This is a genomic window from Brevibacillus borstelensis, assembly GCF_036700025.1.
GTDB classification, from domain to species: Bacteria; Bacillota; Bacilli; order Brevibacillales; family Brevibacillaceae; genus Brevibacillus; species Brevibacillus borstelensis.
This window is the reverse complement of sequence record NZ_CP144922.1, coordinates 3,620,467-3,643,188: the sequence shown is the minus strand read 5'-3', so window position 1 is coordinate 3,643,188 and position 22,722 is coordinate 3,620,467. Positions and strand designations below refer to the sequence as shown.

Genomic DNA, 22,722 nt, shown 5'->3' with positions numbered 1-22,722 from the left:
AAACCTAGATGCAAGAGGGTGCATCGGGGTCCTGCTGCGGGCATTTTGTGCTGGTGCAAAAGGTTCCCAACTGTTGCTTTACTTTATCTCGATCGGAATGGACAGATCCCCCTTCAATCTGGTCGGGTAGTAGTTGAGCGTAAATTTGTACGTGCTGGGGGTGCCCTTGCGAGCCGGTTCCGTACGCTTGAACAAGACGCCATATCTTTGAATGGTTTCGGTTTCTGATGGGGTGGAAGTCCCTTGGACAAATTCGTATCGATTTCCCAGATCGTCTGTCAGCTCTGAAATGTGCGAGCCGTACTTGTGGAAGTCCTGCTCATCGACGCGAAGGTGATAGTCCATGCCGACTACGTCATCATTCTGCCTAAGCGCTTCCAGCGATAGCCTGTCATCCGGCGCTTTCAATAGCACCTTGTTCTTTGCGTCGATTACCACGACCAGCTTGTCTTTGTCCAATGCCTGGATGCCGCTTGCTTTCAGATAGAGTTGCTGAGGAGTGTCGAAATAGTTGCTCTCCAGATGGTAGATCACCTCGAACTCGCCATTTTTATGGGAAGGAATGCCATTCCCCCAAAAAGCAAAGGTTTGTCCCTTTTCATCCACCAGCCGCAAATTGTCGAAACCGAAGATGTGCTTTGTATTTTCGGGAGCGAACCGAACCGTGACTTCCGCCTGGGTAGGGTAAACGGCGACCTGCGAAACCGTCAGTTTTTGTCCGTCGACAGTAATCGTCTGGTTGACCGGGTATATTTTTTCTTTCAGGTCGGCATACCTGGACTTGTCGATGGGGACAGTTACGCTGATCGGAGTATCCATTGGCAGGGCATCCACGTAGATCGTTGCCTTTACAACCAGATGATCCGGGAGCGGCAGACTTTCATCCGTCGGGTATATCTCAATCGCTTCCTGCGCATGGCTGACAGGTTTAAAGCTCCCGCTGGACAGCGAGTAGCTGAGCGGTATTTGGTTGCCCTTGTCATCCGTAATATCGATGCCCTCCAATCGAACGACATGCCCTGGTTCCCTGTGCCTGATCGTATACAGCAGCAGCATCCGCCTTTGATCCCCGATTACCCGATCAATCGTGAAGCTGACGTTATCCGCTTCCGCAAATGCGCCGATTTCTTGTGCCAGCCCGTGCTTCGCAGCCCTTTCCAAGCCTTTCTTCGCCTGGACCAAATTTACGATCGGCTCCATTCCGGGAATATCGCTCACATAAGCCGCGAAGGCGGGGGAGAGGCGGATCGTGAACAACAAGCCCGCAACAAGGGAGCACGCGGCAATGAGCGACCAGCGGATGCGCCATATACGCTGATGCTTCCGCAACTGCCCCTTTGCTTGGGTCATACCGGCCAGAATAAAGGCGTCTGCCTCCGGAGGAGCCTGAGTCTTTTCGTACTGTACCTTCTTCTCTGTTAATTGTTGCTCGATCCGATCCTCGCCGGGGCGCGATTCCGACTCTTCTCCTGAGAAAAAAGCGTCCGTTTCTTCGCGTCGATTCATCATCTCACCAACCTTTTCCCAAATCTTTGCGCAACGCGCCCAACGCCTTGTGAAGCCATGTCTTGATCGTTCCCTCGGGATGGTCGAGCAGGGCGGCGATTTCGCGTATGGTCAAGTCTTCGAAGTACTTTAAAATAATAACCTGCCGATGCATGCCAGTCAGCCGGGAAATCGCGTCTTCCAGCTCAAGCCGCAGGTCGGTTGTATCCGTGTCATCCCGAATTGGCGCATCGCTGCCCATATCACTTGCCAGCGACCGTTTTTTTCGTTTTTGCTCATCCACACAGACATGGATCATGATCCTCGTCAGCCACGTGGAGACATAGGCCGGCTGCTTGAGCTTGGGCAGCTTGAGATAAGCACGGCATGTGACTTCCTGCATAGCCTCCAGGGCGTCGGTTTCATTGCGAAAGAAAGCGTATGCGACTCTGTACAGCTTTTCTTTATGTGTCTGCATCAGTTTGTAAAAGGCGTCATCATCCCCCTGCTGGGCAGACGAGACGAGTTGTTCCAGATTCACGCTCACCCCTCCTTCTTATTAGACGGCGACGGGGAAGAAACGGTTTTCAAAATCGCATTTTTCTCCTTGTCTGGGGGGAACCGGACGCCTTCTTTTCGCTTATCGTATCGTATAGCACCTAGAGAGGACGGTCAAAACGGGGATGTGGATCAAATGGGTGACGATTCATGAGTCGTACGGTTTGCCAAGAATGGCGAATGAGTGCAGGCACTACTTGGAAATGAAGGGCATTCGTGTCCGCCTCTTGTCACGGAAAACGCAGCGAACGGGGCACGTCTATGTGCTGCAGGTACCCGAGAAGCAGAGGGATCAGGCGTTGGAGTGGCTTCACCAGTTTAAAAACCGCCTGTAGCTGATCATCAGGACAGCGACAGCCATTTTCCTCCATCGAACCCCTCGCTCGGGTTCGGAGATACTATCTCTGGGGGGATCGACATGGCGACGACGCTTACAGAAAAACCGGAAACAGTTGCGAATAAAGAGTCAAAGCTGTTTCTGCCTGATTTTGTTTTCTTCGAGCCCGACGCACTCCATTATCCGTTAGGGAAAGAGCTTTATCAGCGGTATCAGGAGCAGGGCATCCCGATCCGAATGACGACCAGCCACAACCAGGTCCGCGGGATTCCCGGAGAAACGGACGTGGAGCAGTATCGCAATGCGAAGCGGACGCTGGTCGTGGGCGTGCGCAAGACGCTCAAATTCGAGCAGTCCAAGCCGTCTGCCGAATACGCCATCCCGCTGGCTACAGGATGTGCCGCGCACTGCCATTACTGTTATTTGAACACAAATATCGGCACAAAGCCGTATATCCGCGTATATGTCAATACAGACGACATACTCCGGCAGGCGGAAGCCTACATTCGCGAACGGGAGCCGGAAATTACCCGGTTTGAGGCGGCTTGCACCTCGGACCCGGTCAGTATCGAGCATATCACCGGAAATTTGCGGAGAGCGATTGAGTTCATGGGGAAGCAGCCGCTGGGACGGCTTCGTTTCGTAACCAAGTTCCATCACGTGGACTCCCTGCTGGACGCCGCCCACAACAAACACACCCGCTTTCGCTTCAGCATGAACGCTGATTACGTCATCAAGCACTTTGAACCGGGGACTTCCACATTCGCCCAGCGCCTGGAAGCGGCGGGAAAAGTGGCCAAAGCGGGGTATCCGCTCGGCTTCATTCTCGCGCCGCTGTACTGGTTTGAGGGATGGGAAGAAGGATATACCGAGTTGCTGGAACGTCTGCGGGAACAGCTGGTGCCGGAGGCGATGGAAGACCTTACGTTCGAACTGATCCAGCACCGCTTCACCAAGGTGGCCAAGAAGCTGATCCTGCAGCGCTATCCGAAGACAAAGCTGGAAATGAACGAGGAAGAGCGCAAGTACAAATGGGGCAAATACGGGAAAGGCAAATACGTTTATCCGGACGTGCAGGCAAAAGCGCTCCGTGAGCATTTGGAAAAGGAAATCACCCGCCTTTTCCCGCAAGCGAAAATCGAGTATTTTACGTGAGAACGAGATGAACAAAAAAATTTTTGATCGATAGACCGTAAAACAATGAACCGCCAGCCCCCATGCTGAGCGGTTTTCTTGGTCGAACGGATTCCTGCGGACAACAGCCAAGCTGCGAGCACATTTCGGAGAGGAAGACTTGTCGTAATCAGGTGCAAATGTTCTGCGCAAAGCCTCAAGCGGCACAGTTTTCTGCGCCTGACATTATCCGAATCTTTTCGACAAAATTGACATGTCCATGCTACAATATGGAGGCTCTCATATCTGGGAAAGGATTTGTTGTGACAATTATGAAGCCCGTATTTGTAACTATCGAGGGACCGATTGGCATTGGCAAAACGTCGCTGTCCCGTGAACTCAGCAAAGCCTTTGATCTGAAACTGCTGGAAGAGATCGTGTATGAAAATCCGTTTCTGGGAAAGTTTTATGAAAACATTGCCGAATGGAGCTTTCAGCTGGAGATGTTTTTTCTTTGCAACCGGTACAAGCAATTGCAGGATTTGCACCGGGACTATCTGAAACAGGGGATATCGGCAGTGGCAGATTACAATATTTTTAAAAACACCATTTTTGCCAAGCGGACATTGGATGAGGAGAACCTGCCCAAGTATCTGAAGATTTATGATATCCTTACGGAAGGCTTGCCACAGGCGAATCTGGTCATCTACATGACAGCATCGATCGATACGGTGATGAAGCGTATCGAGATGCGCGATCGCGATGTGGAACGCAAAATGGATGTAGGCTATATGAAAAATCTGATCGCTGATTACAATGAATTTATGGAAGCGTTTGAAAGACGCCATCCAGATACGCCCGTAATCAAGTTTCAGTGCGACGAGCTTGATTTTGTACATAAGCCGGAAGATCTGCAGCATGTTCTGAAGCAAATCGAACCATATATCCGTTCGCTCCAGGGGGCTTAATCTTTCCATGCGCACGGCCTGATCATTTTAGAAGGAGTTACGTTCATGTCTGGGTTTAAAAACAGTGATTTGAGAGAAAAGTACGGGATACCTAGCAACGCTGTCATTACGATCGGGGGAACGGTAGGTGTCGGAAAGTCCACCTTTACATATGCTTTGGCCGATCTGCTCGGCTTTCGGGTATCCGTGGAAAAAGTGGACAACAACCCGTATCTGGGGAAATTTTATGAAGATCTGTCCCGCTGGGGCTTCCATCTGCAGGTATTTTTCCTCGCAGAGCGGTTTAAAGAGCAAAAGCGGATGTTTGAATACGGGGGCGGTTTTGTGCAGGATCGCTCTATTTACGAGGACACCGGCATTTTCGCCAGGATGCTGTACGAGCAAGGGCACATGACGGAAGAGGATTACCAAACGTATACGCAACTGTTCGAAGCGATGGTCATGACTCCGTATTTTCCGCACCCGGACATCCTGATCTATTTGAAAGGAAGCTTTGACGACATTCTGGACCGCGTCCAGGAACGCGGCCGTCCGATGGAGCAGCAGACGCCGACCGATTACTGGCTGGATTTGTACAACCGCTATGAAAAGTGGATCTCCTCGTTTTCGACCTGTCCGGTTCTTCGGATCAACATCAATGAATACGACGTCGTAGAAGATTCGTCTTCCGTCGAAGTTGTACTGTCCCGGGTAGCAGAAAAAATCAGACTCGGGCGGTCCTTCCACCGCTAATGCCATGCCCCTTTGATGATAGGAACTCTCGTCAGCAAAGGGGCTTTTATCTGATCGGACACAAAGGTTTATGATATCATGGAGAAAAGCGTGTTTATTCAGGGGGCGTTCAAGTGAAGCGGTGGATGCTGATTGTTACCCTCGGATCGGTTTGCCTGGCTTCCATCTGGATTATTACTGCCTTCTACCGGTCGCAAATGATGGAGAAAACGTTGAATTCCGTCACGGCCGGAGAAACGTATGCCTTTGAGCAAGCTTTTCAGCGATTATTGATTGGACAGCAAGACGATCAGGCCAGCTTTCGGATAGCCGAGTTTGAACGAGGCAAGATGCCAAAACAGCCGATTCAACTTGGACTGCATAAAAAAGAAGCCTTTATACATATTGATGTGACAACGAACCAATCCTTGGAGGCAGCGGAAAGCTTCCTTTCCCAAGTGGAGCTTATCGGCGATGTGAAGTACAGCACGTCCGTCCGCGAGGTGTCACGAGGCAATTATCAATTGACGATGACCTTTTCGGAAATCAAAGACGAGTTCGGGTTTCGTTTTGGGAATATTCCGACGATCACTCTCCGAAGAATGGCCCCCCTTGCTCTTACCATTCAGCCCGGCAAGGCAGAGGGAGCGGTGCTCATGCTTCCGGAGAGCAGAGAATCCCGATCCTTGTACATAACGGAAGGATTGGGAACGATTCTGCTGCGATTTTCAGAGCCTATGATCAGGAAGGAAGAAGCGGGACGGTCAGTCAACGGCTACCCGGCAGTCTGGCTGGATGATCGGACGATGTCTCTTGATGTGCGAAGGGTCAATCGGGCGGCGCTGGACTTGACGCAATTCCATTCGCAAAGCGGGAACTATCTGCCCGAAGAGTATCGCTATGTGGCATTATACAAAAAACAGCCGTTGTCCTGGCTCTCCTACCCTGACAGCGAGGTGGTCGGCTTTAGTCCCTATGACTCCTTTTACGACCGATTGATACTCTCTCCTGACCGCGAAAGCTATCTCGGCGTGATTGACAGAGGGCGAAGCAAGAGCAGACGGGGAGATAGACAGGTTGCCCTCGTTTTGGAGCAGAGAGGACGTGATCCGCTATTGATCGAGCCGATGCTGGAAGGCAGCGGACTCTCCCATGCGACAATCGATTGGCTGGATGCAGGGAGATTTCTCTATGTCGAAGAGAAGCTTGGAACAGTGTATCATTTGGCTACGGGAGAAAAAACGCCGCTTTTCGATGAGACGTCGACCGGGTCGATTGCGCTGGAAATGGCTGTAGACGATGTGGATGGCTATCTCTATATCGTGCTCGTGCGTCCAGCAGGCGACAAAAATTTGTATCGGGTGGAAAAACGAACGTATCGCCTCCATGATCTCGTACTGGAGAAAACGGAGTCGTTGGGAGAGGCATTGCTTCACCCTCGGGAGAAGCTGCCAGCCTTTCCGATCAGGGTACGAAAAGACGGCATTTATTACACAATACCGGGTCCTACGGAAAACAAAACCGTCTTTGTATCGCGCAAGGGCAAATCCTGGACGGCCGAAGGCGAGGTTGTCTGGGCCAATGACCACAGCCAGGCTGTCTTAAAGCGAAAGAGTGACGAGGAAGCCGGGACGTATACATGGTGGCAAATCGGAGGGAGACAGCGGGAGCTGCATGTGACCCGTGCGGAAGTGATGCCGTTTGGACCGTATCTTGTAACGAATGACGGTTTGCGGTATCAAATCTGGGATGATCGAAGGAAGCGTTGGGAACCGCTCGATTTGGCCGAGGGTGACATCCGATTGTCCGCGGCAGAGGGCAATGCTGTGTATTCGCGCCAGCGGTGAAGAGGGCTGCCCTTCCTGCACATTTCTGTCGCGGAAAACGGCTTCTGATCAAAATAGGCTGTGGTATAATAGGTGCATCTTGGAAGGAAAAAGGAGCACAGACATGGCAGAAGAATGGTTTGAACGAAGCTTTCGCGAGGACTACGTGTTGGTGTACAAACACAGGGATGACGCGTCAGCTGATAAAGAGATAGCCAACCTCCTGGAGCGTTTGCCCATCAAGCGATCCGGAAGAGTTCTTGATCTTTGTTGCGGGAGCGGACGTCATTCGCGTGCACTGGCCCGACGCGGGTATGAAGTTGTCGGGGTAGATTTATCAAACGTCCTGCTTCAGCTCGCCAATGAGCAAAAGATTCTCCCTAATCTGCATTTTTACCAATATGACATGCGACATATACCGTTTCGGGAAGAGTTCGATATCGTGGTCAATCTGTTTACCAGCTTCGGGTATTTCTCTTCGGACGAGGAAAATGCGCAGGTCGTTCAAAACATGGCCCTTGCCCTGAAATCGGGGGGAGAGGTGGTCATTGACTACTTGAATCCCGCGTTTGTAGAGGCCAATCTCGTACCGCACTCCGAAAAGGAAGTCGGCGGACTGCTGATCGAGGAGGAGCGGTGGCTGGAAGCAGGATTTGTGAAGAAGCGGATCGTCGTTAAGGATAAAGGCGCAGCGGAAACGAGAGTCTACCAGGAGCAGGTCCGCCTCTTTACGGTTGAGGAGATGACCGCAATGCTGCAGAAAGCTGGCTTTGTCAACATTCAGACGTTTGGCAATTACCAGTTTGAACCGTATCAAGCGGCTGACTCGCCTCGGATGATCTTTTTCGCAGTCAAAAAATAGGACGTCGCGGATAAGCGTGACTAACCCGCTATCAAGGTGAATATGATGGTGAAAACGATGTCATTCATCGATGATGGGGGTGCGCTGAGTGAGCAAGCTTTCGCTGGAACAAGTGAAGTTGTATTTGAACAAAGTGCCCGGCTGGAGACTGATGGAGGATCGGATGGCGCTGTCCCGTACGTATCAGTGCCGCGATTTCTCCACTGCCGTCAGCTTTGTCAATCGTGTAGCGGAATTGCTTGACCAGGATAGTCACCATGTCGAAATCCTGATTCGTCAATCGACAGTGACCTTTACGGTGACGACGAGAGAAGCGCACGGTTTGACCGGGAAAGACTTTGCCCTGGCACAGACGATCAGCAAGGTAAGCTGAAGAGGGGATTCCCGCCTTGTTCGGACGAGGCGGCTTTTTTTGTGCAAGCGCATCTGTCTGTTATCATAGAGGAAAAAGAACAAAGTGGAGGGATTTTTCCATGGACATCCATAAACACGATCAACTTCTCGGCTTGATCGAAGAGCATTATGCCAAAGGACAGATTCAGGCGCAATTTACACAGTGGGACTCGGACAGCGAAGATGAAGAGGTGACTCAGCTGCAAGGCACACTTGCCTCGTGGAAGCTGACGGACAACGAATTTGGAGAGAAGGATTTGCTGATCGTCCTGGAGTCCGATACAGAAGGAACCGTAGAAATTTTGATGGAGATCCCTGCGGATGAAGACAATCTGGCGGTATTTGCCGAGGGGCGTCTCTCTATCTTCGGAACGGAAGCGGAGCTCATCTTGTCCAAATGAATGGCAGAGGTCTCTATCGCTACCTGGGTACACCGGAAAAGATGAATGAACGAGAGGTGTACGCCTGCAAAAAGTACATCAGGAAGCATCGCGCTGCGATGAAACAAATGGGAAAGGTTCTGCTCGATCTGCCGGCGCTCTTGACGCCATTTCACTTGGATTGCGAAAATTGCCGTCTCGTTCACCGGGAGACTTGCTGTGAAGGCGGACAACCCTATGCCGTAGAAAACCAGCAGGCCGATCTGCTGGAGCGGGAATCGGGTGCGATCGCAAGCCAATTCTGGAGCGAGCGGGAGCAGCGAGGATGGGCTGCCGAAGGGATCTGGGACAAACACTATGGTCTGGGCACGATCCGGATGGACCACGGGAACTGCCTGTTCTATAAAGAGATGAACGGAAGGTACGGGTGCTCCATTCACGCATACGCCGAGAAGTCGGGAGTGGATGTTGTTTCACTCAAGCCGTTTAGCTGCCAGCTTTACCCTTTAGAGGTCATTGATACGGGCGAAATAATACTTCTGACCGCTTTGACCGAGGAAACGGCTTCTTTCTCCAGATGGGGCACCGATTATTTGGAGCATTTCTACTGTGCAAGCATAGAACGGCGGAAAGCAGCAGTACATTTGGATGAGAATCTGTTTTCGCTAACGGGCTATAAGCCGGCCTATTTATGGAATCTGCCGTTGCTGCATGCGCTGCTGGGCCCGGATACAGCCCAGTCGCTGGAGCTCTTGGGATACATCAGCGAGCAGGAAAATCTCGTCACATAGGGGCAAGAGCAATTCCCCGCGTATGTTTCCGAGAGTTTTTGAACATCCTCTAGTAACGATGTGGTATGATGGCTAGGTCAGATAAGTAGATTGGCAAAGGAGCAACAGTGATGAACGCGAAGACGACAAAAGAATCCCGTACGATTCAGGCTTCCCTCGTACAACCTTCAGACACCAACTTTCACGGCACGATGTTTGGAGGGAAAATGATGGCCTATATTGACGAAGTGGCTGCCATTGCGGCGATGAGGCATTCCCGCCGTCCCGTTGTCACGGCGTCGATTGATTCGATCGATTTTCTTACTCCCGTAAAAATGGGCCATTCCATCTGTCTGGAAGCGATCATCTCCTCCACGGGAAAAACATCGATGGAGGTATTTGTTAAAATCATCTCGGAAAATTTGCGAACAGGGGAGCGAACCTTGACCGCTACCTCTTTTCTCACGTTCGTAGCGCTCGGTGAAGACGGCAAGCCGACTCCAGTACCGCCCATCATCCCGGAAACCGACGAGGAACGCTATCTGTTTGAAACGGCAGAGGAGCGCAAAAACATGCGCAAAGAGCGGAAACGGAGCACGGAAGCATTTGTCAGCCAATTAAATATTACAAAGAATATATAAGGTTAAAACAAGAAGAGGCGATGCCATAAGGCATGCCTCTTTTTCAGTCCAAAAAGCGTGCTCGTATTTCGGCTGTGGGGAGCAGACATACGGTCGACCGGCCGAACCAGCGATAGCGGTTGCGAGCGATGAACCGATACAGTCTATCCCTGACAAGCCTTGGGAAGAAAAAGCCGATCGCTGAGAAAATCGGCCAGGCTCCGCGCAAAAGCCGGCCAACGCGCAGGATTGCATCAGAATAGACGTACACGGTTCCCTGGTCGATCAGTACGACAGATGACAGGTCGTGAGTCGCCAGTCCATACTGCTCCAGCAAGCTTTGGCCTGTCTCTGACTGCAGTGAGGCGAAGTGAATCCGCCCCGCCGGATCACGCGGGATGATAAAGCGGACAGCGCCGTTGCAGAAATTGCAGACGCCGTCGAATAACAGGATTGTGTCTGGATGGGAAGCAGTAGACATGGCGGACGCCTCCTGTTGAGCATGAAATCTGGCAATGTTACCTCCATCATAACAGGAAGGTCCGCCGGGTCAAGGGAGGAAAACGTTGAAGCAATCAAATTTCAGGGACGAGACAGCCGCTTGCCAAGAGCTCTGCCGCTTTTGCCATGTCCACATGCATTTCCCGGTCTTCGGAGAGTGGCGGTATGACCTCACGAAGCTTGGCATAAGCTTTCTCCGTGCCGATTCCCAATTTTCCTTTGCCAAATTCGATTGCTTGCGCAGCCGCCAAATATTCGATGGCGAGTACCTTCATGGAGTTGGCGATGACGGTTCTCAGCTTGCGGGCCGCCGTCGTTCCCATGCTTACGTGATCCTCCTGATTGGCAGAGGAAGGGATAGAATCGACGGAAGCCGGATGGCACAGCACCTTGTTCTCCGAAACGATAGAAGCAGCGGCATATTGCGTGATCATAAATCCGGAATGCAGGCCGCCTTTTTCCGTTAAAAAACCGGGGAGTCCGCTTAATTGCGGGTTGACCAGACGCTCGGTCCGCCGCTCGGAAATATTGGCAAGCTCAGCTATTGCTATGGCCAAAAAGTCGGCTGCCAATGCCATCGGCTGACCGTGGAAATTCCCTCCGGAAATAACATCGCCGGTCTCGGAGAAGAGAATGGGATTGTCGGTTACACTGTTGCACTCTCTGGTTACAGCAGCACGTACATACTCCCAGGCATCGCGTGTAGCGCCATGCACCTGCGGGACGCATCGGAGGCTGTAGGCATCTTGCACGCGGAGCTCCCCTTGCGCTGTCGTCCGTTCGCTTCCTGCGAGATGGGCAAGCAGCTTGCGAGCAGATTCCTGTTGGCCGGGATGGGCGCGGACGAGGTGAAGCTGTGGATCAAACGCTTTTGGAATCCCGTGCAACGCTTCCACGGTCATGGCGGCGATGACATCGGCATTTTCGATCAGCGCATGAGCATCAGCCACAGCCAGGCAAAGGAGAGCGGTCATCGCCTGCGTACCGTTGATCAATGCCAGACCTTCTTTTGCCTCCAGCCGAATAGGGGATAAGCCAGCGCTCTCCAAGGCGGCTTTGCCGGGCATTCTTGTGCCGTTTACCTCCGCTTCTCCTTTCCCGAGCATGACGAGCACCATATGGGAGAGGGGAGCCAGATCGCCGCTTGCTCCCAGAGAGCCCTGCTGCGGGATGATCGGATGGACGCCGCGGTTGCACATTTCGATCAGCAGGTTGATCGTCTCTTCCCGGATGCCGGAGTATCCCTTGGCCAGTGCATTGATCCGCAGGGCCATCATCGCACGGACCACCTCGGTCGGATAGGGATCGCCCATTCCACACGCATGGCTCATGATCAGATTTTCCTGCAACTGGCTGACGTCTTCTTGAGGAATCACTACGTCGGAGAACTTGCCAAAACCAGTCGTAATCCCATAAACGACCTGTTGGTTTTGAACCATTTGTTCAACCATCGAGCGGGATTTGCGGATTTTTTCAACGGCTTCCGGCGTCAGTTCGATCTGCTCGAATTTCCTGGCAATGGCAGCTACTTGTTCAATGGTCAGCTTATGTCCGTCCAGACGGATAGAAATTGTGCGTTGATTCATGAGTATTTTCCTCCTTTAGCATAGCAGAGGACAAAAAGGAAGAGGGGCTAGGATTGTTATCCTAGCCCCTCTTCCCATGCGGGTATGAAATTAACAAAACGAGTAAGCGTCAAGTTCTGCATTTTTTTCCCCGCTTCCGTCTGCTTATTATTCAGATGATTTTTTCTATTCCCTATTGTAATACTAGTTTATGAGCTGTCAAGTGAAAACGTTATCATCCGTATCATATTCTTTCACCCGGCAGAATGCGTTTTCCTGCCCAAACCAAAAAAGGGCGCTTATTTTTTTGAAATATGGGCAAGTGCGGTTTCTCTAGACGGGTGAATGTCATACCATGTACTGTGCTATTTCACTAGAAAGGACGTGTGAGTTTGGAAAGACGCCGAAATATGCCACCTATGCCTCCAGCGTTGCCGATGCCTTCACGCAGGCCCAAAGAGATGCCCAAACCTTCACCGAATTTGCCGTCGCCAAATGTATCACCAAACATTCCATCACCGAACCTGTCTCCGATCATGCCGTCGCCAAATATGCCATCGCGAAACGTGCCATCACCGAATCTATCGCCGAATATGCCATCGCCAAATATGCCGTATCGGGCGGTGCCAAGACCAAACAGGCCTTATCGGATGATGCCATCGCCAAACATGCCGTCACCGAACATGCCAAGACCAAACAGGCCGCATCGGATGATGCCATCGCCGAACATGCCGTCTCCGAATATGCCATCACCGAACATGCCATCACCAAACAGACCTTTCCCGAAAAGACCGTCAAACCGCAGACCGCCAGCTCCGCCGAGGAGAAGGGAACGCAGACCAAAGTCCGGGGCTCATGCAGACCTCGAAATGCTCCTGTTCAAGTACAGAATGCATATGGAGCGTATGCATCACTACAAGCAAAAATGTGAACAGTACCGTCATCACCGCAAAAAATACAATACGTACTACCGCTTTTACGATCATCATAAAAAGAGAATGCGCTACTACTACGACAGCTGCTATCCGCAGCATGACTCAGGGAGCAGTTCCTCCGGCTGCGGTTGTTCTGGCAGCGGTTCCTCCGATTATGGATCCTCCGGCTACAGTTCCTCCAAATACGGTTCCTCCAGATATGGAAGGTCAGGACATGGTTCCTCTTCCTCCGCATGCAATTGTGGCGGACCATGTTGTCAATAACAGCATACGCAATGACGCTGCTTGCTGTGAGCAGCGTCATTTTTTTATGCATAAGCCTGCGGGCAGAGGTTGTTGCTTTCTCAAACAGGCAGACCTTCGGGTGAAATGCCCGCCTTTTGCATGTCCCGCCGCAATGTGCGAAGAGCGTCATCTTTATTTTTGCATTCGAGCATCACATCGATGTCGTAGTCGCTGAGCTTTGTGACCCATTCGATGAACTTCACCGGATCGATCTTATCTGCATGGGAACGAAAATCGCTTTCCGATTTTGGAGAGGAAAAGTGCATCTTCGGAGTTCGCGTGCCCCACGTTTTGAGTATTCGGGGAATGTATTCAAACAGATCTTCGCCATTGTTGAGACAGTCGTGGTGATGGACATCCAGTACCATCGGGATGCCAATCCGCTCACAGAGTGTCAGCACGTCGATCATGGAAAAGGAGGTGTCATCATTCTCTACGACCAGCCTGCGCTTTACGTTCTCTGGGAGCAGCTCGAACTGATCGGCGAAGCGTCGAAGCGAGGCTTCTTTGTCGTTGTAGACACCGCCTACATGGGTAACCAGGACGGAGTTGTCGTCGAGGCCCATCAGATCGAAAACGCGGGCATGGTAGGAGAAATCCGCAATCGTTGCTTTCAGCACTTTCGGATTGTCTGAATTCAAAATGCTGTAGTGGCCAGGATGCGAGGTCATGCGGATGCCGTGCTTTTTTATATAGGCACCGGCCTTGTCGAAATCCCAGCTAAACTCCTTGGCCCAATCCCAATCCTCCGTAACCTTGTGGGTGGCCAGCGGCACGAACTCGGAAGGGAGCCGGTAGAGAAAAATACGATTCTCTACATTGTAAGCAAGCAGGTCCATCAGGTTAAAAAAGTTGGTTTGCAAAACTTGCCTCAGCTTTTTTAGTCTCGCATCCGGCGAGAGCTTTTGAACCTGAGCTACCGTCGTTTTCTTATTGGGATTGTTCGGGCTGTCCAGACGGATGCATGCATACCCAAGTCGTATCATCCGGAACCCTCCATTTCGGTTTAGGCTTACTCCTAGTATTTCCCCGAAACGAGCTTGCGGGCGTGCATGAGCGTTTCCTTTTGGTGGGAAGCTAACAGCGATATTCCATCAGGAGGAGACGACCATGGAGCATTATTTAGCGGAACAGTATCGAGAAGGTCTGCAGGCATTTGGCCAAATGATGCCGGACGCACTGCAGGCGTATAACGATTTCACCAGCAAGTGTTTTTCTTCCGGTACGCTGTCTTCCAAGCAGAAACACCTGGCAGCCTTGGCGATTGCCTTGTACGCCGGAAATGAACACTGCATCGTGTTTCACCTGGAAGCGTTGTTGGAAGAAGGCGTATCCAAGCAGGAAATCGCGGAAACGGTCGCAGTTGCAGGGGCGTTTGGCGGAGGAACGACACTCTCTCACGGTGTCATTTTGATCCAGGAAGTAATGGAGGAAAAGAATCAGGGGATTCAGTAAACATCCCTTTGCAGCCCTTCCTGGTATTTGGGGAAGGGCTGCTTTTTCTTATATTGCGATAGGGAGGAAAAAGCTATAAGATGAGGAAGTCATTTCATCCGTGCTCGAGGGGTATTTATGAATACGTTATCACAATCGTACAGCATTGGTTTAGTCATCCTGTCCTATTTTATCGCTGTTTTGGCTTCCTACACGGCATTGGATCTCGGTGGACGCGTCAGTCATTCTCGGGGAAACATTCAGAGAATTTGGCTAATGGCCGGAGCAGGCGCGATGGGATTGGGAATCTGGGCAATGCATTTTATCGCAATGCTTGCTCTGCATCTGTCGATTCATGTTGATTACGATTTCTGGATCGTTTTGATTTCCATCCTATTTGCGATGTGCGCATCAGGTATCGCCTTGCATGTGGTCAGCAGCAAACACATGTCCAAAAAACGGCTGGCAATCGGCTCGCTGTTCATGGGAACAGGGATAGCCTTGATGCACTACGTCGGGATGAGCGCGATGAGGTTGGATGCGCAAATCGTTTACGATCCGGTTTTGTTCGCGATCTCCATCCTCGTTGCTGTCCTCGTATCTGCTGTTGCGCTGATGATTACGTATCGTTTGCGAAAAGCAGGAGACGTCCGCGGAATAGGACTGAAAATACTGGCTGGCATGGTGATGGGGGCGGCAGTTGCTGGAATGCACTACACAGGTATGCTAGCCACCTCGTTTGTAACGCATGGCAATCATCATCCGTCGCCATCCTCGGCTGTCAGCACGATCTGGCTGGCTTATGCGATCGGGATAGCAACTCTGATCATACTCGGGATTACGCTGTTATCGGTATATGTAGAAAAGCTCTTGATGACCAAGACATTGCGGATGATGGAGAGCGACCAGCGGTACAAATCGTTGTTCGAGTACAACCGGGATGGTGTCATATCGTATGGTGTGAACGGCCAATTGATTGGCATGAATCCTGCTGCCAAGGAGCTGACGGGCAGGGAATTGCTTTCGCTTTCAGACTTCGTGGACATGTGTGACCAAGCGGATGCGGAGATGATTCGGAAACATTTTTTGCAGGCCGTTCTCGGAGGAGCCAATACATACGAGGTAAAGCTGTATCCCGAGCCGGAAAAGCAAGTCATCCTGCATATGACCAATGTTCCCATTATCATAGACGGAGAGGCGGCAGGCGTGTTTTTTATTGCCCGCGATGTAACCGAGCAAAGGCAGGCTGAATCCAAAATCAATTACCTGGCTTACCACGATGCATTGACGGGTTTGCCCAACCGGCGATTTATCGAAGAACAGCTTGAAAAAGCGATCCGGAATGCAAAGAATCGTGAACAGACTGTCACTGTGATGTTTCTCGACTTGGACCGCTTTAAGCTGATCAATGACTCTTTGGGACATGACTTTGGCGATCTGCTTTTGCGAGAAGCGACGCATCGGATCGTCAACTGCGTCGGAGAATCGGGTATCGTAGGGCGACTCGGCGGCGATGAATTTATTGTCTTGATGCCGGAGGTGCCAGAGAGCGAGCTGATACAGATGGCGGATCAATTGATCCGGATCATCGAGCAGCCCTTTTTGATCGAGGGGCATGAGCTGTATATTACGACCAGTATCGGAATCTCGCGCTTTCCAGAGGACGGGAATGACTATCAGACATTGATGAAGACGGCAGATACTGCCATGTACTCGGCCAAGGAACGAGGCAAAAACGCCTATCACAAATACTCGGCCCATATGCAGAAGGCGGCATCGGAGAGGATGTACCTGCAAAACGAACTGAATCGCGCTTTGGTTCGCAACGAATTGCTGGTCTATTACCAGCCGCAAGTCAATGTCACAAACAAGAAATTGTCAGGTATGGAGGCGCTCGTCAGATGGAATCATCCGAAGCGTGGCGTTATTCCTCCCGGATCAGTTTATTACGATTGCAGAAGAAACGGGGCTGATTGTTCCAATAGGGGAATGGGTCCTGCGGACAGCGTGCAAACAAAACAGAGAATGGCAGGAAATGGGGTATGCGCCGGTTCGCGTTGCCGTCAATTTGTCCGCCCGTCAATTTTTAAAAAAGGATTTTGTTCAGACAGTTGAGAGAATTTTGCGGGAGACCGGCATGCAACCCGAATATTTAGAGCTGGAAGTAACAGAAAGTACGATGATCGACGTGCAGCGGGCGACGCAAACCCTCTATGATTTGAAAAAACTGGGAGTGCACATTGCAATCGATGATTTCGGGACAGGCTACAGCTCTCTCTCCTACCTGAAAGATTTTCCGTTGGACAGGCTGAAAATCGATCGCTCCTTTATTCGTGACCTGAAAAAAAGTCCAGGCAATAGAGCAATCGTCGCGACGATCATCTCGATGGCCAAAAATCTGGATTTGCACGTAATCGCTGAAGGGGTAGAGACTTCAGACGAGCTCGATTTTTTGCAGGAGCAGATGTGTGAGGAGGTACAAGGATTTTTCTTCAGCCATCCGCTGACAAAGGAAGATATGGAAAGCTATTTGAAAGAAAAGTTCTCGAAGCCTGGTATCAGCTAGATGCCAGGCTCAGGCTGTCGAGAAAGTCGACAGCCATTTTTATTTCCCTGTATTTTGTGACGACACCGCGTTAATGTGTTATAATATTCTTGTAATTACATTTACTGGCGGGTGATTATTGTGCTTTCCTCTAATGAAAAAAAGCAACAAATGCAATATGAATTTGTATGCCTTGATGAGTTGGTCCCGGAGGACCATTTGCTACGAGTTATTCAAAAGCATGTAGACTTCTCTTTCATCCGAGAAAAAGTACGCCAATACTATTGTGAAGATAACGGTAGACCAGCCATTGATCCGGTGGTTTTATTTAAAATGATTTTCATTGGATACCTTTACGGTATCCGGTCAGAAAGACAACTCGAAAAGGAAATTCAGACGAATATTGCTTACCGCTGGTTTCTTGGCCTTTCACTAACAGATCGAGTTCCAGACCACACTACCATCAGTTGGAATCGTCGAACTCGTTTTAAAAACACAAATGTTTTCCAAGAGATTTTTGATGAAATCGTTCGCCTTGCTATCCAACATCGCATGGTTGGCGGACGTGTTTTGATAAGTGATTCCACTCATCTGAAAGCAAATGCGAACAAACGTAAATTTAAGAAGCATGTTATTGAAAAATCTAGTCGAGCCTACCTTAGTGATTTAGAAGCAGCCATTAATGAAGACCGTGAAGCACACGGAAAAAAGGATTGAAGCCTAGAGAGGATGTGAAGGAAGAAAAGGAAATCAAGGTGAGTACTACTGATCCGGACAGTGGTTACATGGTTCGTGACGGAAAGCCTGAAGGCTTTTTCTATCTCGATCATCGGACAGTCGATCATAAGTACAATATCATAACTGATGTACACGTGACTGCGGGTAACGTTCATGATTCTGTTCCTTATGTAGATCGGCTACAACACCAAATTGAGAAGTTTGGGTTTACAGATACCATTGAAGCCGTTGCATTGGATGCTGGCTATTTAACTACTCCAATCTGCAAGGCTCTGCACGATCTAAATATCTTTGCCGTCATTGGCCATCGAGCTTTTTCACCTGTTAAAGGCCTTATCGCCAAATGGCGGTTTAAATATGATCCCGAAAAGAATGTCTATATTTGCCCCCAAAAACATGAGCTTGCTTATTCGACAACTGACCGTAACGGATACAGAATGTATAAGTCAAATAAAGAAATATGTAAGGCATGTCCGATGCTCACTATGTGTACACGGTCAAAAAATCACCAAAAGGTGATAACCAGGCATGTATGGGAAGAGAGTAAAGAATGGGTTCGACAGAACCGCTTAAGTAAGTCAGGAAAATACCTATACAGGTTGAGATACCAAACGATAGAGCGAAGTTTTGCAGATGCCAAAGAACTGCATGGACTTCGCTATTGTAGGTTGCGCGGACGTGAAAATGTCCAAGAGCAAGCGTTGCTGACAGCAACCGTTCAAAATATAAAAAAGATAGCACTCCACCTTGCAAAGGCATGTTAGGTGTGGTGCTATCTAAGACTTCCAGCACTTCGTGCTCAATTTTATTGTTATGAAAGAAGAAACTCCAACATATTGTGGGGTTTCTCGACAGCCTGAGCCTGGTATCAGCTAGATGCCAGGCTATTTTTATGCCAGTTCGCTTTTCTGAGAATTTGACAATATCGTGTAGGTTATTGTCGAAATTTGGTATTTTTGTGAAGATAGGTTATGTTCGGGAGGAAAGAGGGAATAGGAAAAAAGAAACAGTCAAGCTGTCGGCCCATCTGATGATCGAGACCATATACACAGATTATGTTCGAGAGAGAAAGGAGGGGGAGCATGAAAGGTGACCAGAAATGGCCGGGTGGGTTCGAGACGGGCCGGAAATCGATCAGCACGATCCGGCAGGATGAGGAGCTATTATATCTCGTAGCGATTGCTTTTGAAACAGCGCCAAATCCACTTCTTTTAACCAATGCGAATGGAACGGTCTTGCTCGTCAATCAAGCTTTTTGTGAGGTGACAGGCTTCTCCAAAGAAGAGATCGTAGGAAAAAATCCGCGTCTTTTAAGCTCCGGGCGTCATCATCCGCATTTTTATCAAAGAATGTGGGACAAATTGACCAAAGAAGGAGAATTTCAAGGCGAGATCTGGAATCGGCGCAAGACTGGCGAGCTGTTTCTTGAATACATCAGCATACGTGCCGTTCGTGGGGAGAATGGCGACATTCAGTACTATACGGCGGCTTTCAGTGATATTACGGAACAGAAGAAGCACCAGGAAAAAATCAAGTACTATGCGTATCATGACTACCTGACCGGACTGCCGAATCGATTGCTGTTTCAGCAGAAAGTAGAGGAACAGATCAGAGTGGCTCAGAAGGAGCATACTTTTTTCGCGCTGCTCTTTCTCGATTTAAACGGCTTTAAACACGTTAACGACACATTCGGGCATGATGTAGGGGACCAATTAATCCAAGCAGTCGCCAAACGTCTTCAGGGTCATTTTCAGGAGGGAGTAACGGTCTCCCGGATGGCAGGGGATGAGTTTAACATTTTGCTTCCGAACCTTTCTTCAAAGCGGGAAGCAGAAAAAGTGGCAGATGATCTCATTCGCTTACTCGAGTCGCCCTTTATCATTGATCAGACCGAGATTGCGGTTTCGGGCAGTACCGGAATCAGTATATACCCGGATGACGGGGGTGACCTGAAAGCACTGCTTAAACGGGCAGACTTTTCGATGTATCAGGAAAAGGGGAAAAGAAAGTAGTCTTTTTTCACGGATGTGAAACGTGAACAGGAATCGCAAGTATAGCGCAGGTTTGGTATTGGGGTGAAGGTATGCAACAACAGGTAAAGAAATCGGCCGATGTATGGCCAGTTGATATTGAGAGGAAGACGATGGTGTATGCCGTTCTGGCTATCGCCTTGTTTATACTGGTTTCCCTGGTGGAGATACCTTTTTCTATGACGATGACGTCTGAAGAAGTTCAATCGTTGTACCGCATGCTCGAGTTTTTCAGCATTATGGTGGCCATTTCGATTGCGTTTCAGGGATGGATGCTGTTTCCAGTGACGATGTCCCGTCATCGCCTTTTGATCGGCGCCCTGTTCCTGGTTGTCGGCGTGTTGGATTTGCAGCACACGATCAATTACCAAGGGCTGTCTTTTTTTGGAGGCGAAAGCTCCGTTCAGAAAGCGACGTGGTGTTGGGTTTTGTCCCGTTTCATTTGTTCAATCTTTATCCTCGTCATTTTATCGACCAAGGACAAGGAGATCAGCGTATATCAAAGAAAGCCCGTATTCAGCTTCGTGATTCTGCTTCTCATTCTCATTTTTACATGGCTCGGCACGCAATCGGAGCGCCTGCCGCTTCTTATCACAGAGCAGCAGGAAGTGACTTTGCTGAAGGCAGGAATGGAATATGCAGCTTCGTTCTTCAACCTCGCCGGGGCCGTTCTTTTTGCGCTGCTTTATCGCCGAGACAAAAACCCGACTATGCTGAGATTTGCCACTGCCTCTGTTTATCTCATGCTCGGCGGTCTCGTCTTCACCCAGAATCAGACTGGAGATGACTGGTATACCATCATGGGGCATGTATTCAAATTTTGCGGGTACTACACCATTATGAAGGCGATCTATGTCTCCACGATCGAAGAGCCCTTTCGCCGCCGTCGCGAGGCAGAGCTCGCATTGAGCAAAAGTGAAAAGCAGTTGAAAACGATCACGAACACGCTTGGAGAAGGAGTCATCGTCGTCGACCGCGCGGGCAGCATCACATTTGTCAATCCGGAGGCGGAACGCTTGCTGTCCTGGATGAAGGAAGAGTTGCTCGGCCGGGATATTCGCTGGATTGCCCAGTACAAGCCACCCTGCGACGGAGCGGTTGCATACGAGACAAGTCCCATTTTGCAGGTACTCGCAAACGGAAAGAAACGGCGTGTAGAAGACGCGATGTTTTTCCGAAAAGACCGCTCTTCCTTTCCTGTGGCCTATATCACCTCTCCCATTATCGAGGACAATCAGGTGATCGGAGCTGTAACGGCCTTTCGGGACATCACGGACAGCAAAAAAGCGGAGGAGACCATTGAGAAGCTCGCTTTCTTCGACAACATTACCGACCTGCCAAACCGTTTTTTGCTGGAGAAGCAGTTGGCTGAAGCGATTAGAGAGGCTCGGGAGAAAAAAATGCTGGGCGCGGTTTTGTTTGTGGATCTTGACCGGTTTAAAACAATTAACGATTCCTTGGGTCACGGGATCGGAGATGAGCTGCTGAAAAGCGCTGCCGAGCGGATTCAGAAGTGCATAGAAGGAAAGTATAGCGTTGCCCGTTTTGGCGGAGATGAATTTGTCATCATGCTTTCAGAAATAGACCATGTCAATACAGTCATGCGCATATCCTCATCGCTTATCGCAGAGATGTCCCAGCCTTTTTTCATCAATGGGCATGAACTGTTTACGACGGTCAGCATCGGGGTTAGTCTTTTTCCAAAGGACGGGACAGATCCCCAAACGCTGATCAAGCTTGCCGATGTTGCGATGTACAAAGCAAAGCGTCTTGGCGGCAATCACTACCAATTGTACAAAGAAGAGATGAATACCCTTACCCCGGAGCGCCTCGCCTTGGAAAATGCCCTTCACCATGCATTGGAACGCAACGAGCTCGAGCTCTACTACCAGCCGCAGATTGAGACAAAAACGGGCAGGATTGTAGGGATGGAGGCGTTGATCCGCTGGAATCATCCGGAGCAGGGAGTGATTTCTCCGGGAGTGTTTATCCCGCTGGCCGAGGAAACGGGATTGATTATTCCGATTGGGGAGTGGGTTCTGGAGACGGCTTGCCGGCAAAATAAAAGCTGGCAGGAAGCGGGGGCGCCCAAGGTCCGCGTGGCTGTCAATCTATCGGCGGCACAGTTTTATCAGGAAGAGATCGTAGACAAGGTAAAGAGCGTTTTGGAAACGAGCGGCCTTGCTGCGGAATGCCTTGAGCTGGAAATTACGGAGAGCATTGCAATGCACAGCGTCGACCGCGTCATTGAGACCTTCCGGGAGTTGCATAAGGTAGGCATTCAAGTATCCATGGATGATTTTGGAACAGGCTATTCATCGCTCAGTTACCTCAAACATTTCCCGATCAAGCGTTTGAAGATCGACCAGTCGTTTATCCGGGGAATCCCGAGCCGAGCAGATGATGCGGCGATCGCTTCCTCGATTATCGTGATGGCGCACAGCCTGGGGCTGCAGGTGCTGGGAGAAGGGGTGGAAACGGAGGAACAGCGGCAGTTCCTTGCAGAGCGAGGGTGTGACGAAATGCAGGGATATCTGTTCAGCAAGCCGGTGCCGGCCAAGCAGGCGGAGGAACTTTTGAAGAAGCAGACTGTCGTGAACAATTGAACTCGTGCCATTTTTCTGAACTCCATGTATACTCGTAGTAATCGTTTCAATTGGAGTATA

The 22,722-nt window shown here is 50.2% G+C and carries 22 protein-coding genes; 17 read left to right on the top strand and 5 right to left on the bottom strand.

The genetic code is table 11. The annotated features are described in order from the left end of the window. Positions 1-78 precede the first annotated feature (78 nt). Both V5G20_RS17405 and V5G20_RS17400 read right to left on the bottom strand, forming a co-directional pair. The gene (locus V5G20_RS17405; RefSeq protein ID WP_338461476.1) at positions 79-1,509 is read right to left on the bottom strand and encodes a DUF4179 domain-containing protein; all 1,431 of its coding nucleotides are present in this window, start codon (positions 1,507-1,509) and stop codon (positions 79-81) included. A gap of 1 nt (position 1,510) precedes the next feature. After that, complete coding sequence (locus V5G20_RS17400; RefSeq protein ID WP_024985135.1) at positions 1,511-2,026, bottom strand: sigma-70 family RNA polymerase sigma factor; 516 nt, start codon at positions 2,024-2,026, stop codon at positions 1,511-1,513. Positions 2,027-2,168: 142 nt separating this feature from the next. Between V5G20_RS17400 and V5G20_RS17395 the strand changes: the two genes are divergently transcribed. The 10 genes from V5G20_RS17395 (at position 2,169) to V5G20_RS17350 (ending at position 10,044) form a co-directional block, all read left to right on the top strand. Further along, positions 2,169-2,378, top strand: coding sequence for a hypothetical protein (locus V5G20_RS17395; protein ID WP_003387444.1), 210 nt, complete (start codon positions 2,169-2,171; stop codon positions 2,376-2,378). 83 nt (positions 2,379-2,461) lie between these two features. Then, a complete protein-coding gene (splB, locus tag V5G20_RS17390) occupies positions 2,462-3,535 on the top strand; it encodes a spore photoproduct lyase (protein ID WP_338461473.1) in 1,074 nt (357 codons plus the stop codon). 290 nt (positions 3,536-3,825) lie between these two features. Next, positions 3,826-4,461, top strand: a complete 636-nt coding sequence (locus V5G20_RS17385; protein ID WP_024985136.1) for a deoxynucleoside kinase — start codon at positions 3,826-3,828, stop codon at positions 4,459-4,461. Between the two features lie 45 nt (positions 4,462-4,506). Next, positions 4,507-5,193, top strand: coding sequence for a deoxynucleoside kinase (locus V5G20_RS17380; RefSeq protein WP_338461471.1), 687 nt, complete (start codon positions 4,507-4,509; stop codon positions 5,191-5,193). Positions 5,194-5,306: 113 nt separating this feature from the next. After that, positions 5,307-7,019 carry a hypothetical protein gene (locus V5G20_RS17375; RefSeq protein ID WP_003387440.1) on the top strand — a complete coding sequence of 571 codons (1,713 nt, stop codon included), beginning with the start codon at positions 5,307-5,309 and terminating at the stop codon, positions 7,017-7,019. A 103-nt stretch (positions 7,020-7,122) separates the two neighbouring features. Then, positions 7,123-7,860 (top strand): class I SAM-dependent methyltransferase, encoded by a 738-nt coding sequence (locus V5G20_RS17370; RefSeq protein WP_024985137.1) that lies wholly within the window; start codon positions 7,123-7,125, stop codon positions 7,858-7,860. Positions 7,861-7,948: 88 nt separating this feature from the next. Further along, positions 7,949-8,233, top strand: a complete 285-nt coding sequence (locus tag V5G20_RS17365; protein WP_003387438.1) for a 4a-hydroxytetrahydrobiopterin dehydratase — start codon at positions 7,949-7,951, stop codon at positions 8,231-8,233. Positions 8,234-8,333: 100 nt separating this feature from the next. Continuing rightward, a complete protein-coding gene (locus V5G20_RS17360) occupies positions 8,334-8,654 on the top strand; it encodes a hypothetical protein (protein ID WP_003387437.1) in 321 nt (106 codons plus the stop codon). After that, on the top strand, positions 8,651-9,424 hold the full coding sequence (locus V5G20_RS17355; protein ID WP_024985138.1) for a DUF3109 family protein: 774 nt from the start codon (positions 8,651-8,653) through the stop codon (positions 9,422-9,424). The genes V5G20_RS17360 and V5G20_RS17355 overlap by 4 nt, the downstream gene beginning before the upstream one ends. Positions 9,425-9,534: 110 nt before the next feature. Then, positions 9,535-10,044 (top strand): acyl-CoA thioesterase, encoded by a 510-nt coding sequence (locus V5G20_RS17350; protein WP_003387434.1) that lies wholly within the window; start codon positions 9,535-9,537, stop codon positions 10,042-10,044. A 43-nt stretch (positions 10,045-10,087) separates the two neighbouring features. On the opposite strand, the gene V5G20_RS17345 is transcribed toward V5G20_RS17350, so the two are convergent. Continuing rightward, positions 10,088-10,504 carry a thiol-disulfide oxidoreductase DCC family protein gene (locus V5G20_RS17345; RefSeq protein ID WP_003387433.1) on the bottom strand — a complete coding sequence of 139 codons (417 nt, stop codon included), beginning with the start codon at positions 10,502-10,504 and terminating at the stop codon, positions 10,088-10,090. 94 nt (positions 10,505-10,598) lie between these two features. Beyond that, entirely contained in the window at positions 10,599-12,110 is a 1,512-nt protein-coding gene (gene hutH, locus V5G20_RS17340) for a histidine ammonia-lyase (RefSeq protein ID WP_338461467.1), read from the bottom strand. Between the two features lie 334 nt (positions 12,111-12,444). Here hutH and V5G20_RS17335 point away from each other — a divergent pair, with 334 nt between their 5' ends. Then, positions 12,445-13,020 (top strand): hypothetical protein, encoded by a 576-nt coding sequence (locus V5G20_RS17335; protein WP_003387431.1) that lies wholly within the window; start codon positions 12,445-12,447, stop codon positions 13,018-13,020. Positions 13,021-13,368: 348 nt separating this feature from the next. Here the strand turns inward: V5G20_RS17335 and uvsE are convergent, their stop codons facing one another. Beyond that, on the bottom strand, positions 13,369-14,295 hold the full coding sequence (gene uvsE, locus V5G20_RS17330; protein ID WP_338461464.1) for a UV DNA damage repair endonuclease UvsE: 927 nt from the start codon (positions 14,293-14,295) through the stop codon (positions 13,369-13,371). Positions 14,296-14,419: 124 nt separating this feature from the next. Here uvsE and V5G20_RS17325 point away from each other — a divergent pair, with 124 nt between their 5' ends. From V5G20_RS17325 to V5G20_RS17300, 6 genes are all read left to right on the top strand, one after another. Continuing rightward, entirely contained in the window at positions 14,420-14,764 is a 345-nt protein-coding gene (locus V5G20_RS17325) for a carboxymuconolactone decarboxylase family protein (protein ID WP_003387429.1), read from the top strand. A 117-nt stretch (positions 14,765-14,881) separates the two neighbouring features. Then, complete coding sequence (locus V5G20_RS17320) at positions 14,882-16,858, top strand: diguanylate cyclase domain-containing protein (protein ID WP_409240969.1); 1,977 nt, start codon at positions 14,882-14,884, stop codon at positions 16,856-16,858. Next, positions 16,740-17,309: an EAL domain-containing protein gene (locus V5G20_RS17315; RefSeq protein ID WP_409240970.1), complete on the top strand. Its 570-nt coding sequence runs from the start codon at positions 16,740-16,742 to the stop codon at positions 17,307-17,309. The genes V5G20_RS17320 and V5G20_RS17315 overlap by 119 nt, the downstream gene beginning before the upstream one ends. A 150-nt stretch (positions 17,310-17,459) precedes the next feature. Further along, positions 17,460-18,790, top strand: a protein-coding gene (locus tag V5G20_RS17310) for an IS1182 family transposase (protein ID WP_122958896.1) whose coding sequence is annotated in 2 segments (ribosomal slippage) — positions 17,460-18,000 and positions 18,000-18,790 — 1,332 coding nt in all. Because the reading frame shifts where the segments join, the coding sequence is not laid out codon by codon here. A gap of 318 nt (positions 18,791-19,108) precedes the next feature. Then, the gene (locus V5G20_RS17305) at positions 19,109-20,038 is read left to right on the top strand and encodes a GGDEF domain-containing protein (RefSeq protein WP_003387427.1); all 930 of its coding nucleotides are present in this window, start codon (positions 19,109-19,111) and stop codon (positions 20,036-20,038) included. Between the two features lie 71 nt (positions 20,039-20,109). Then, a complete protein-coding gene (locus V5G20_RS17300) occupies positions 20,110-22,662 on the top strand; it encodes a bifunctional diguanylate cyclase/phosphodiesterase (protein WP_081607726.1) in 2,553 nt (850 codons plus the stop codon). Positions 22,663-22,722 lie beyond the last annotated feature (60 nt).